Origin of the sequence: Streptomyces pyxinae (genome assembly GCF_024756275.1) — a bacterium.
GTDB classification, from domain to species: domain Bacteria; phylum Actinomycetota; class Actinomycetes; order Streptomycetales; family Streptomycetaceae; genus Streptomyces; species Streptomyces pyxinae.
In genome coordinates, this window is record NZ_JANUGQ010000039.1 from 41,516 (window position 1) to 53,779 (window position 12,264).

Below are 12,264 nucleotides of genomic sequence, written 5' to 3' on the forward strand. Positions count from 1 at the left end.
GATGCGGTGACGGGTGTGTTCTGTCTTCACGACCGCGTCCTCTCTGCTCGGTTCTCGGGGTCCCGGCGGTACCGGTGTTCCCGAAGGTGTTTCCGACGGTGCGCCACCGTGCTCAAACGCTGCTCGATCCCGGGCGGACGGCCGCTGGGGACGCGTACGCCGGTCGGTCCAGCTCCTCGCGCAGCAGCCTGGGCAACCGTGGCGCGCGTACGAAGAAGTGGCCGCCCTCGACCGTGCGCAGCGCGAACCCGGCGGTGGTGTACGTACGCCACTGCTCGATCTGACGGGCGGGCGCGACGGCGTCCTCGCGGCCCGCGACGGCGAGCACCGGTACCTCCAGCGGCTCGCCACCCACCGCGCGCAGGGCCGCGGCCAGCTTCAGATCGTCGCGAATCACCGGCAGCGCCCTGCGGTGCCACACGCCGTCCTCGCCCTCTTCGAGGGCCTGCCGGGGCAGTTGGCCCTGGGCCACCAGCCGGCACAGCAGTTCGTGGCCCTGCGGGAAGGGGGCGGGCAGCAGCGAGGAGGGCAGATGCGGGGGAAGCGCGGCGCCCAGCACCACCCGGTCGGGCCGGCGCAGACCGAGCCGGTCGATGGTACGGGCGAGGGCGTGGGCGACCAGAGCGCCGAGGCTGTGGCCGTACAGCGCGTACGGACGATCCAGCAACGGCCCCACGGATCGCAGCAGTTCGGCCATCAGCCGGTCGGGGTCGGTGATCCTCGGCTCCGCTGCCCGGATGTCCCGCCCGGGCAGCAGGACGGGCACCACCTCGCGGCGTGCGCCGAATATCCGCTGCCAGCGCGCGAAGGAGCTGACCCCCGCGCCCGCGTGATGGAAGCAGAACAGACGCGGGCGGGTGTCCTCGCTCACTCCTCCACCAGGGCCACGGCCCGTGTCCAGCCGGCCCCGGCGCCCGCGATCTTCACGGGGAAGCAGGCGACCTTGAAGCCGAACGGCTGCTCCAGCGAGCCGAGTCGGGTCAGCCGCTCGATCTGGCAGTACTCACGGCGGCGTCCGGCGAAGTGCGCGGGCCACAGTGCCGACCGGTCGCTGGTCCTCTGGTATCGCTCGATCATATGTGTGAAGGGTGCGTCCAGGCTCCAGGCATCGGTGCCGATGACGCGCACCCCGAGATCGAGGAGGTGATCGACGGCGGGTCCGTCCAGCCCGGCGAAGTCGGTGAAGTAGCGAGGGGTGCCGGCGTGCCGGTCGGCGCCGGTGCGCAGCAGCACGATGTCCAGCGGACGCGGCCGGTATCCGATCCGGTCCAGTTCTGCCTTGATCCGGTCCACGCCGATGACGCCGACGCCGGCGTCGGTCAGGTCCAGAACGACCGCGGGGCGCAGGAACCAGTCCAGTGGCATCTGGTCGATGTGCCGTGGTACGCCGTATTCGCTCTTCGAGCCGTAGTGCGAGGGCGCGTCCACATGCGTGCCGGTGTGGCTGGTGAGCGTCAGCGTGTCCAGGGAGAGCAGTTCACCGCCGGGCAGCTCGGCGGGGTCGAATTCCAGACCGAAGTGCTCCCGCATCTCCTCGCTCATGTGACGGGCGCCCTCGGCCGGCGTCATGACCTCGTGTGTGATCGGGTCGGGTTCCCAGCCGGAGGCGTCGATCGGCTGGGAAAGGTCGATGATGCGCAAGATTCCCCCATGTCCGGTGCGTCTGGTTCCGGCCGCGGAACACGGCGGAACGTCCTGCGTGCACTGTGGGGGCCCGGGCTGGAGTCCGGATCGAGGCCCGGCCGCAGCCCCGTCTCCGGCGCCCGGGCGGGCGGGGAGCAGGGGCCGGGACCCGGATGCGCTCGCGCGGGGTCAGGCAACATGCAGGTCGGCCAGGGAGCGGCGTCCGGTACCCGGCGCGTCCAGGGATGGGTCGGCGGCCAGAATCGCCTGGTGCAGGGCCCGCACGTGCGCCGAGGGCTCCAGGCCCAGTTCGTTCACCAGGCGTCCCCGCAGCCCCTGGTAGACCTCCAGAGCCCGCCAGCGGCGGCCCGCGCGGTACAGCGCGGTCATGCAGTGCGCGTGCAGGTTCTCGTGCAGCGGGTGCCGGCCGATCAGTGTGGTCAGCTCGGCCAGCAGCTGGCCGTGGCGGCCCAGCCGCAGATCGGCCTCGACGCGCCGCTCCAGCGCGCCGAGCCGGCTCTCCTCCAGCCGTGCCAGCTCGATCTCCAGGAGCGGGCCGACGCGTACGTCGACCAGCGCGGGGCCGCGCCACATCGACAGGGCCTCGCCGTACGCGGCCGAGGCGGCCCCGTCGTCGCCGTCGCCGATCGCCTGCCGGCCCACGGTGACGAGCCGTTCGTACTCGAATACATCCACGGAGCCTTGTGGGATCCGGAGCAGATAGCCTCCGTGCCGGGTCATGAGGACGTCCTTGGCGCCGTGCGGCGCTTCGGGGCCCAGCGCGGCGTTGATCAGCCGGCGCAGCTGAAGGATGTAGGTCTGCAGTGTGGTGAGCGCGCTGCGGGGCATCCCGGTGCCCCAGATCTCCTCCATCAGCGTCGGCACCGGCAGCACCTGGTTCGCGTTCATGGCGAGCAGGGAAAGGAGCTGGCGGGGCTTGCCGGCGTTGGGAGCGATGGAGACCGAATTCAGCTCCGCGCTCAGCGGGCCCAGAAGTTTGATGTCCAAGGGATTCTCCGAGATGCGGTCCGCGGGATGACTCCGCCGACGACGAGGATGACCGGTTCCAGCCGGACTTCATGACCGCTTGAGCATGTCGCAGGCGCGCGGCCCGCACCCAGTGCCGCAGTCCCGAACCCGCCGCGCATCGCACACCCGGCACCCATGAACTTTTCACCCCTCGCGCATGAGGCAGGCACTGGCCCGGCCCCGGAGGCCCCAGCAGACTTCTGGCTGTCACCGCGGCAACCGGCCCGAACCGGCGCGGGACAGCACACGTTGCCCCTTCTCCGCTCACGACATCGAGGACACCACGATGGCCATGCAAACCCTGTGCCCGACGGACGACTTCGACGACCTGGTGATCGAGGATCTCGTCCACGGTTCCCACTGGGCCCCGCCCACCGACTCCTTCGTGTGCTGGGTCGACGCGCCGTTCAGCGCCCCCGCCTCCCAGGGCCACCAGCTCGCCCACCGCGCCACCCGATGACCCTCACCGCGTCCTCCGGCGCCGGGGCCTATGTGGGCTTCAAGCCGCACTTGCGGGTCGAGGCGGTACCGGGTGAAGCCGTGTACCTGATATCGGACCAGCGCGTGACCGCTCTGCACGGCGAGCACGTCGAGCGGCTGGCGCCGCTGCTGGACGGCACACGCCGCCTGGAGTCGGTGCTGCGGGAGGCCGCGGATCTCATGCCCACCGAGCAGGCCGGCCGGGTGGTGGCCAGGCTCTCCCAGGCCGGTCTGCTGACCGAGCACGCGGCCGGGCCGGCCCCCGGGGCGGCGGCCGAACACGCCTTCTGGGAGGCCGCAGGCCTGTCCGGGCCCGCCGCCGCGGACCGGCTGCGGACCTCAGCGGTGCACGTCACCGCCGTGGGCGGCGCCGACGCCGGAGAGCTGCGGCGCGCCGCCGAGGCCGCGGGGCTCGGCACCGTACCCGCCTCCGATGCCCTCGCCGCGGACCTGACACTCGTGCACTGCGAGGATTACCTGGACCCCGCCCTCAAGTCGGTCGACGCCGAGCACCGGGCGGCGGGCCGGACCTGGTTGCCGGTGAGGACCGGCGGCGCGCAGACCTGGATCGGCCCGTTCTTCGGCGCGGCCGACGGACCCTGCTGGTACTGCCTGGCCGACCGGCTGTGGCGGGGGCGTCCGGTCGAGGCCCATGTGCAGCGCATGCTGCACCGCTCGGGGCCGCTGCCGCGGCCTTCTTGTTCGCTGTCGGCCGGCCGGCTGGCCGGGCTGCACCTGGCGGTCCTGGAGGCCGTCAAATGGCTGGGCGGCCACCGCCGTCCGGGCCAGCGGCAACTGTGGACGCTGAACGGGCTGGACCTGACCGGCGAGCACCACCCGGTACAGCGTCGCCCGCAGTGCGCCGCCTGCGGTGACACCGGCCTGATGCGCCGCCAGGTCGGCTCCCCCGTGGCACTCGTCCCGCGCCCGAAGCGGGACCTCGGTAATGGCGGTCACCGGGCGCTGAGCCCCGAGGAGATGCTGGAGAGATACGGGCACCTGATCGACCCGGTCACCGGGCTGGTCAAGGAGATCCGCCGGGACCCGCGCGGCCCCGCCTTCCTCAACTCCTTCCACGCCGGGTCCAATCCGGCGGCCGGCGCGCACGGCCTGACCTCCCTGCGGGCAGGGCTTCGCGGCACCAGCTCCGGCAAGGGCGCGACGCCCCTGCAGGCCCGAGTGGGCGCCCTCGGCGAGGCGATGGAGCGGCACTCGGGCCATCTGCAGGGCGACGAGCCGATCCGCCGGTCGTCCCTGAGAGAGCTGGGCGACGAGGCCGTCCATCCGGACGACGTGCAGCTGTACGACCCGCGCCAGTTCCGTGACCGGCACCGCTGGAACGCCGAGCACAGCCACTTCCACCATGTCACCGATCCCTTCGACGAGAACGCGGAGATCGAGTGGACCCCGGTGTGGTCGCTCACCTCCGGCCGACACCGGCTGCTGCCGACCTCGCTGCTGTACTACGGCTCCGGGCAGCTCGACGCGGGCCGCTTCTGCCACGCGAACTCCAACGGCACAGCCGCCGGCGGCAGCCTGGAGGACGCGGTGCTCCAGGGCTTTCTGGAACTCGTCGAGCGGGACGCGGTGGCTCTGTGGTGGTACAACCGCACCTGTCAGCCCGGCGTCGACCTGGACTCCTTCGCCGATACCTGGGTGGCCGAACTGCGTTCCGTGCATGCCTCGTTGCACCGTGAGGTCTGGGCCCTGGACCTCACCTCCGACCTCGGCATCCCCGTCTTCGCCGCGCTGTCCCGGCGCGTCGACAAGACCGCCGAGGACATCGTGCTGGGCTTCGGCGCCCACTTCGACCCACGTGTCGCACTGCGCCGCGCCCTGGCCGAGACCAACCAGTTGCTGCCACCGGTGCTGGACGCCCGCCCCGATGGCTCCGGCTACGCCCTCACCGACCCCGAGACCCTGAGCTGGATGCGGACCGCCCGCGCCGACGGCCGGCCCCACCTGCTGCCCGACCCGGCCGCGCGGGCCGTGCGCCCCGCAGACCACCCCTATGTGCCGCGCGCCGACCTGCTGGAGGACGTCTCGGCGGCCGGCGACATCGTCGCCCGGGCGGGTCTGGAGCTCCTGGTGCTCGACCAGACCCGCCCCGATGTGGGGCTGCCGGTGGTCCGTGTCATCGTGCCGGGTCTGCGCCCGCACTGGGCCCGTTTCGCACCGGGCCGGCTCTTCGACGCCCCCGTGCGGCTGGGCAGACTTGCCGCCCCCACCCGCTACGAGGATCTCAACCCCGTACCGCTCTTCCTCTGACCAGCCACCCCGGTACGACGGCACCCCCGGTACCACGGCATCCCGCCCCGCTCGCTCACCGCTCCGGCTCCGTTCCGGGCGCCCCCGACAACCAGTTGTGGATTCGACCCTTGCTGATCGGCCACCTTGCCGGAACCCGGCTCAACGAGTTGTGGTCCCTGCGCGACGACACCTTCCTGGACTCCGGCTGCGACCCGTCCGGCGGGTCCGGCCCCGTCGTACTCGACACCCACTGGGGCGAGCTGCGGCTCGAGGCCCCGGGACCGGCCGTCAGGGAGGCGCTGCGGCGGATGGTCACCGGCCCCGTCTCGCTGCGCAACGTCGTCGCGGACTTCCCCGAGAGCGGCACCGTCAGGCCCGGGACGGAGGTCAGCGCCGAGGCGACCGAGTTGCTGGAGGTGCTGCGCCGGATCCAGCACGTGGTGGTGCGCACCGTCGCCGTGGGCTCGTTTCCGCTGCTGTCCGTCGTACCGCTGTCCGCGCAGGCGAGGTTCGCTCCGCTGCCGCCGCCCGGGAACCCGCCGGCGCGGCTCTCCCGCTTCACCGTGCTGCGGCACGCGCGGGACGGGCTGTGTCTGGAATCCCCGCTGTCCCTGCACCGCGCCGAGTTGTTGCGCCCCGAAGCGTCCGTGCTGCTGGTCAGGCTCGGCGGTACGGCCGGGGGCCCGGCGGCCGCCGCCCCGCCCGAGGAGTGGAACGTTCCCGCGCTGCCCGACTCCTTCGTGGACACCGCTCTGTCCTACCTGGCCGCGGCCGGACTGGTGGTGTTCGCCGAACGCGGTCACGGCGGCCGGCCCGGTACGCCACCCCGGTTCGGCGAGGACCACGACCCGGCGCTGCCGTCCTGGGCCCCCGACGACCTGCCGACGCACGCGCGCGGTCGGCACGGCGGTGCCGTCGGCTCCGTCTTCGAGCACGTCGGGCGGCTGCCCGCCGAGCCCGTGGCCGGAGCCGCGCACGGCCCGCCGGCTGTCCTCCTCCCCTGCTCCGGCGCGGACGAGCCGGCGGCCGGCGGGCCCGGGTCCGGCACCGTCCTGGAAGGCCGGCCGCTGCCGGTCGGAGGCACCGGCGAGCTGACCGCGGAACAGGTCGGGTCGCTGCTGGACCAGGTGGCACGGGTGCGTTCCGTACGCCTCCCCGGCCCCGGGGGACTTGGTGGCTGCGTCCACGACGAGCGCGCGCACTCCGGCCCGGGCGACCCCTACACGCTGGAGCTGTACCTCCTCGTGGGGAAGAACACCTGGCCCGCGCCGGGCGCCTATCACTACGACCCGGTCGCGCACGCGCTGGAGAGCGTCGACGCGGTGCCGGAGGCCCTGGCCGAACTGTCGGCGAACGCCCAGGCCGAGGCGGGACTGCCGGAGCCACCCGAGCTGCTGATCGCCATCACCGCCCGCTTCCGCCGCGCGTCCCGCGAGTTCAGCGGGACCGCCTGCGCCTGCCTCCACAAGGACGTCGGCGCGCTGCGGCGGACCCTCTCCCTGGTCGCCACCACCATGGGTCTCGGCTCGTGCGCGCTGACCGCGGGGGATGCCGATGCCGCGCCGCGGGCACTGCGGCTGGACCGGCGTACGGAGTCCGGTGTGGGCGAGTTCCTGATCGGTCCGCCCGCCTCGTCCGGGGAGGAGCCCCGGGTGCCGCGCGGGACCGGTCCTCCACCGTGCTCCGGGCGGGAACCCGTCCCGGCATGGCGGGGCGGCGCCGTGCGTGATTAGCTGCTTACACAAGTCATCATTCACCGGCGGCCGGCCTCTGGCGGACCGCCGGATCAACGGGGGAGAGTGAAGTAGATGGTTTCGGGCTGCCCGCCGAAGGCCACACCGATCGGCTCTCTGACCAGCAGATCCAAGAGTCTGGCGCCCAGACTCGCCATGACCATCACCGCGGTGGTGCTGTGTGCCTTCTGCTTCGTCGCGATCACCTACGAATACAGCGCCCATCCCTCCGCTGAAACGTTCACTCAGGCCATGGTGCTGCTGCTGGTGATCCTCACGGTTCAACTGCTGGTGTCGTTTCCCGGACTGGTGCCCCGGCTCGGCCGGCACCGGCTGCTTCTGCTGGTGCTGCAGACCCTGCTGACGTTTGTGCCCTTCCTGACCTTCAAGCAGGCGTGGCTGCCGCTGCCCGGACTGCTGGCCGGCTCCGTACTGCTCGTACTGCCGGACATCCTGGCGTGGCCCTGCTTCCTGCTGGTCGTGGCCGGCACCGATGTGATGCAGTTCTTCGTCGGGCTCGGCTGGCGCGACCTGTCGTACACCACCGTCTCCACCGTGCTGACCGGACTGGTGGTCTTCGGGCTGTCCCGGCTGACCGACATGGTCGCGGAGGTCCATCAGTCCAGGGCGGACCTGGCGCGGCTCGCCGTGGACCAGGAGCGGCTTCGCTTCTCCCGCGACCTGCACGACCTGCTCGGGTACAGCCTGTCCACCATCACTCTCAAATGCGAGCTGGCGTACCGCCTGCTGCCCGGGCAGGCCGGGCGGGTGCAGCAGGAGCTCACCGAGATCCTGCGCACCTCGCGCCAGGCGCTGGCCGACGTACGCGCGGTGGCCTCCGGATACCGCAACATGAGCCTGGCCACGGAGGTGGCCGACGCCGAGTCCATGCTCGGCACGCTGGACATCGCCACCGTCACCCGCGTCGAGTCCGGGACGCTTCCTCGGGACGTGGACACCGCGCTGGCCACCGTCCTGCGGGAAGGCCTGACCAATATGCTCCGGCACAGCAATGCCTCGCGCTGTCTGATCACTTCGCTGCGCCGGGGACGCACCGTCACCCTCCGGCTGGCCAACGACGGCGTGGACGGGCGTACCGTGCGCCTTCAGCCGCTGGCGTCCGAGCAGGGCAACGGCAACAGCGGCATCCGCAGTCTGGCCACCCGTGTCGAGGTGCTCGGTGGCACCCTGACCGCGACGGGCCGGTGCGACGGCTGGTTCGTCCTGGAGGCCGTCATCGAGCTCCCGGCCGTGGAGCGGGACAGGAACGCCCCGGACGACTGCCTCGAAGCGGGCGATCCGCGGCTGCAGGGTGCCGGTGGCGCCGCGTACGGTCGCTGACCGGCACCCCTCGACTCACAGCCAGCCGGCCTCGCGGGCGATGCGAATGGCGTCCACCCGGTTGCGGGCGTTGAGCTTGTTGACCGTGGCCGTCAGGTAATTGCGTACGGTGCCCGCCGACAGGAACAGCTGGGCGGCGATCTGCCTGGCCTCCTCACCCCGCGCGGCCAGCCGCAGCACCTCCAGCTCGCGGCTGGTCAGCGTGGTGGGCTCCGGCTCCAGCGCGGCCAGAGCCAGCGAGGGGTCCACCACGCGCTCTCCGGCCGCCACCGCGCGGATGGCGGCGATGAGCCGCTCCGGTTCGGTGTCCTTGAGCAGGAAGCCGGAGGCGTGTGCGGCCACCGCACGGCGCAGGTTCCCGGGGCGGCCGAGACTGGTGAGGATGAGGGTCCGGCAACCGGGGACCGTCGCGTACAGCTCGCTCGCGGCAGTGATCCCGTCCATGCCCGGCAGGTCGATGTCCAGCACGGCGACATCCGGCCGTTCGGCCTCCGCCCGGGCAACGATGTCATTGCCATTGGAGAGTTCGGCCACCACCACGATGTCGGACTCCAGTTCGATCAGAGCCACCAGGGCCCTCCGGAGCATGTGCAAGTCTTCGGCGATCAGCACCCTGATCATTTCTTCCCCCACAGTGCGAAGTTTCGTAGCACTCATTGATCGCCATTATGCAGTTCCCGACATCTTCGGCCGTAAAGATCATCACGTCCCGCCGCACCTCACCCACCACTGTCTCTCGGCCGGCGTGTGCCTCAACCCTCCTGCCGGCCCAGCAGATCCACCACCTGCCCGAGGAACCCCTCGTCCAGCATCGAGCCGACCGATGTGTCCTCCGCGCCTCCGTGCCCGGTGTCCTGGCACGCGATGCTCACCAGATAGTGGTCGTCCGGCGCCGGACCGCCGGTCAGGTCCAGTCCGAAGGTGCCGAACGACCACTCCCCGTACGAGGCCGCGTCCCCGTCCGGCGTCTGCAGCTCCCGCCCTCCCGGACCGAAGCCGAACTGGGTGAACCCCATCCGCATGCCCTGCCCCAGCGCCTTGGTGTACGCCTCCTTCAGCGTCCAGGTCCGCAGCAGTTCGGCCTCCTGCGCGGACTCGGGCAACCGGGCGAGCCTCCTGCGCTCCGCCGCCGTGCACATCTGGCGGTGCACCTCCGAGTAGCGCAGCCTGCGCCGCGTCAGCTCGGTGTCGACCCCGATCCGGCCGAGCCGGTTGAGGCCCACCACGACCAGGTCCAGCGTGTGGCTGAGACTGACGTCGATCTGGTCGCAGCCGCGCAGATAGGGTCTCCCGCCCGGTTTGTACGCGAGCTCCACCGCTTCCGGCAGCACCTGGAGCGCGGCGCTCGCGGCGTGCCGCATCAGCATCCTGGACACCGCGAAGCGGTACCTGACCTCGGGTTTGTCCAGTGCGCTGAAGCGCTGCCAGTCATGGTTGCCCAGCAGGGAGCGCAGTTCGGGTCCTGAGGCCACCGCGGACCGCCACTGCTGCCAGTTCGCGTACACCACCGCGTTGCCGAAGAACGCCACGGACTCGCGCACCCGCAGCCAGGGCCCGTCCGGGCTCGCCATCAGGATCGGCGGGGCGACCGAGCCACGCTCCGCCATCACGCCGTCCTCCCCCGGCGTCCGTGCCCGTCCGCCGTCGCACCCGGCCCGGCCGCCGTCGCACCCGGCCCGGCCGGCGCCGCACCGTGCAGGTCGTAGGCGCGCCCGGTGCGGAAGCGGGCGACCGCCTCGCCGTACACTCGCTGCACACAGCCAGGCGGCGGGTCGGGAAGCCTCTTGCCCAGCCGTCCGGCGAGCCTGCCGAGCGCGAGCACCAGCCACGCCGGGTCGGCGAGGAAGGGGTCCGTGCCGTCGAGACGCACCCAGTGGCCGAGTGCTGCCCCGGCCGCCGCGACCAGGACGTACCGGTCCGTCAGCGCCGCCCATCGCGCGCTGGTTCCGAGGCCCCGGCCGTCCGGCTCCACCACCCGGAACCTCTCGCGCAGCTCCGCCAGCTCGGTCACGAACGTCCCGGCGATCGTGCGCAGCGCGGCCCGGGTCGCGTCGTCCCCGTGACCGGCGGGAGCACCGCCACCGTCCCGCAGTCTGCGAACGGCGCCGAGCAGCGCGGCCACGAGATGATCCTGGCCCCCCGCCACCGCCAGCGATTCCCACACGAACGGTGACAACGGCTCCTGCGCGGCGAAGAGCAGGTCCGGCGGGTCCTGTGTCACGCCCCACGATCTCCGTGCCAGGAACGGGAGCTGGGGAACGAGCACCGCCTGGCAGGCTGCCGTGCCCGTGTGCCCGAGCCCGGCGGCGGGCAGATCCCGCAGCAGCTTCTGCAAGAACCCCTGTGCGCCCTGCGCGCCGTCACGGCGGTAGCCCGCTGCGCCGAGCACGGTACCCAGCTCCTCCAGGTCCTCCCGCACCAGGTCGGGCACCAGGTACTTCACCGCGGCGGCCCCCAGGTGGCCGCTGTCCGGAAACAGGTGCAGCGAGCGCAGCACCGCCGTGGCCATCGCGTCGCAGAGCAGCAGATCGGCGAAGGCCGAGGCGAGCACCGCTGGTCGGCGGCCGCCCGGGCGGCGCTCACGGTCCGTCTCCGCCGCTCGCACAGCGGCCCGCAGTACCGTGTCGGCGGATCCGAGCAGCACCGAGGAGATCAGCGAGCGATTGAGCTGGAACGTGCGCAGGGCCAGCTCCAGACCCTGGCCCCGCTCTCCCACCAGGGCGTCGGCCGGCACCCGGCAGTCCGTGAACTCCAGCCCGGCGAACCGGCAGCCGCGCATCCCGGTGCTCAACCGCCTCGGCAACAACCGCGGTCGGTGCCGTACCGTCCCGTTGTCCTCCAGCAGCAGCACGGAGTGACTCGCCGCTCCCCGCTCTTCCCCGGTCCTCGCGTACACGACGAACGCCCTGGCCCGCTCGGCGTTGACCACGTCGTCCTTGCGGCCGTCGAGCGTGAAACCGTGGTCGTCGGGGCGGGCGGCGAGTTCGCCCCGCCACATGGTGTTACCGTGCGCGAGGCCGTGATGCACGATCGCCGTCCGGCCGCCGCCGCGCATCAGTTCCGCGAGCCGCGTCCGCTGGCCCCGCGAACCCGCGGCCCAGACCGCCGACGCGGCGAACAGCGAAGTGATCCCGTACCCGAACCCCAGCGCCACATCGCGGCGGAAGACCGGGCGCAGTGTCCGGGCCAGCACATCGGCTCGCGCCAGCCGTCCGCCGAGCGCCGCAGGGACGAACTCGGCGCCGAACCCGACCGCGTCCAGCCGCCGCTCGGCCTCGGCCGGCCACTCGAACCTCTCGTCCGCCGACAGCAGGGCGGCGAAGCCGACCGGATTCGCCGCGTCGTCCGGATCCCCGAGAGCTCTCTCCACCTCCGCGATCCTTCGCCGCACCCCGGCCTCGGCCTCCGTCGTCGCCTCACTCACCGGAGACTCCTCGTCGGAGGCCAATCGCACCGTTTCGTCAACTCCCGCGCGAGGTCCCGTTCCAGTGCGCTGAGCGGGATGTCGGTCCGCAGCCTCTCCGGATGCCCGGGGAGCGGCCCGGCGAGCGGCTCCTCCTCCCCACTCCCGGGAAATCCGCCCACCAGCGACTCCCCGAACACGACCAGCCCCCGCCACAAGCCCTTTGTGACGCGCACGGCCCACAGCACCAGCAATCGCCCGACACACCTGAAAGCCACTCAGCTCACTCCCACTCCCCTACCGACCCGGCCACCTTCCCTTCTCGCACTAGACCCCGACTCGACCGTCCCACCGGCCCCGGTCAGGCCGGTCGGCGCAGCGCGGCCGCCTCGGCCGTGGCCCCCC

Annotated in this window: 11 protein-coding genes; 4 read left to right on the top strand and 7 right to left on the bottom strand. The window is 72.3% G+C overall.

What is annotated here, in order from left to right; genetic code table 11:
• Positions 1-112 precede the first annotated feature (112 nt).
• The 3 genes from NX801_RS29065 to NX801_RS29075 form a co-directional block, all read right to left on the bottom strand.
• The gene (locus tag NX801_RS29065) at positions 113-871 is read right to left on the bottom strand and encodes a thioesterase II family protein (RefSeq protein ID WP_258790943.1); all 759 of its coding nucleotides are present in this window, start codon (positions 869-871) and stop codon (positions 113-115) included.
• Positions 868-1,641, bottom strand: coding sequence for a cyclase family protein (locus NX801_RS29070; protein WP_258790944.1), 774 nt, complete (start codon positions 1,639-1,641; stop codon positions 868-870). The genes NX801_RS29065 and NX801_RS29070 overlap by 4 nt, the downstream gene beginning before the upstream one ends.
• 171 nt (positions 1,642-1,812) lie before the next feature.
• Positions 1,813-2,631, bottom strand: coding sequence for an AfsR/SARP family transcriptional regulator (locus NX801_RS29075; RefSeq protein ID WP_258790945.1), 819 nt, complete (start codon positions 2,629-2,631; stop codon positions 1,813-1,815).
• A 307-nt stretch (positions 2,632-2,938) separates the two neighbouring features.
• On the opposite strand from NX801_RS29075, the gene NX801_RS29080 reads away from it, so the two are divergent.
• From NX801_RS29080 to NX801_RS29095, 4 genes are all read left to right on the top strand, one after another.
• A complete protein-coding gene (locus NX801_RS29080) occupies positions 2,939-3,112 on the top strand; it encodes a hypothetical protein (RefSeq protein ID WP_258790946.1) in 174 nt (57 codons plus the stop codon).
• Positions 3,109-5,400 carry a TOMM precursor leader peptide-binding protein gene (locus NX801_RS29085; protein ID WP_258790947.1) on the top strand — a complete coding sequence of 764 codons (2,292 nt, stop codon included), beginning with the start codon at positions 3,109-3,111 and terminating at the stop codon, positions 5,398-5,400. The genes NX801_RS29080 and NX801_RS29085 overlap by 4 nt, the downstream gene beginning before the upstream one ends.
• A gap of 110 nt (positions 5,401-5,510) precedes the next feature.
• Positions 5,511-7,115: a SagB family peptide dehydrogenase gene (locus NX801_RS29090; RefSeq protein ID WP_258790948.1), complete on the top strand. Its 1,605-nt coding sequence runs from the start codon at positions 5,511-5,513 to the stop codon at positions 7,113-7,115.
• A 156-nt stretch (positions 7,116-7,271) separates the two neighbouring features.
• Positions 7,272-8,456 (top strand): sensor histidine kinase, encoded by a 1,185-nt coding sequence (locus NX801_RS29095; protein ID WP_258790949.1) that lies wholly within the window; start codon positions 7,272-7,274, stop codon positions 8,454-8,456.
• A gap of 15 nt (positions 8,457-8,471) precedes the next feature.
• On the opposite strand, the gene NX801_RS29100 is transcribed toward NX801_RS29095, so the two are convergent.
• The 4 genes from NX801_RS29100 to NX801_RS31085 all read right to left on the bottom strand — a co-directional run bounded on the left by NX801_RS29100 (position 8,472) and on the right by NX801_RS31085 (position 12,137).
• A complete protein-coding gene (locus NX801_RS29100; RefSeq protein WP_258790952.1) occupies positions 8,472-9,077 on the bottom strand; it encodes a response regulator transcription factor in 606 nt (201 codons plus the stop codon).
• Positions 9,078-9,208: 131 nt separating this feature from the next.
• The gene (locus tag NX801_RS29105) at positions 9,209-10,063 is read right to left on the bottom strand and encodes a 4'-phosphopantetheinyl transferase family protein (RefSeq protein WP_258790950.1); all 855 of its coding nucleotides are present in this window, start codon (positions 10,061-10,063) and stop codon (positions 9,209-9,211) included.
• On the bottom strand, positions 10,063-11,880 hold the full coding sequence (locus NX801_RS29110; protein ID WP_258790951.1) for an acyl-CoA dehydrogenase family protein: 1,818 nt from the start codon (positions 11,878-11,880) through the stop codon (positions 10,063-10,065). The genes NX801_RS29105 and NX801_RS29110 overlap by 1 nt, the downstream gene beginning before the upstream one ends.
• Positions 11,877-12,137 carry a DUF6059 family protein gene (locus NX801_RS31085; RefSeq protein ID WP_428986264.1) on the bottom strand — a complete coding sequence of 87 codons (261 nt, stop codon included), beginning with the start codon at positions 12,135-12,137 and terminating at the stop codon, positions 11,877-11,879. The genes NX801_RS29110 and NX801_RS31085 overlap by 4 nt, the downstream gene beginning before the upstream one ends.
• Positions 12,138-12,264 lie beyond the last annotated feature (127 nt).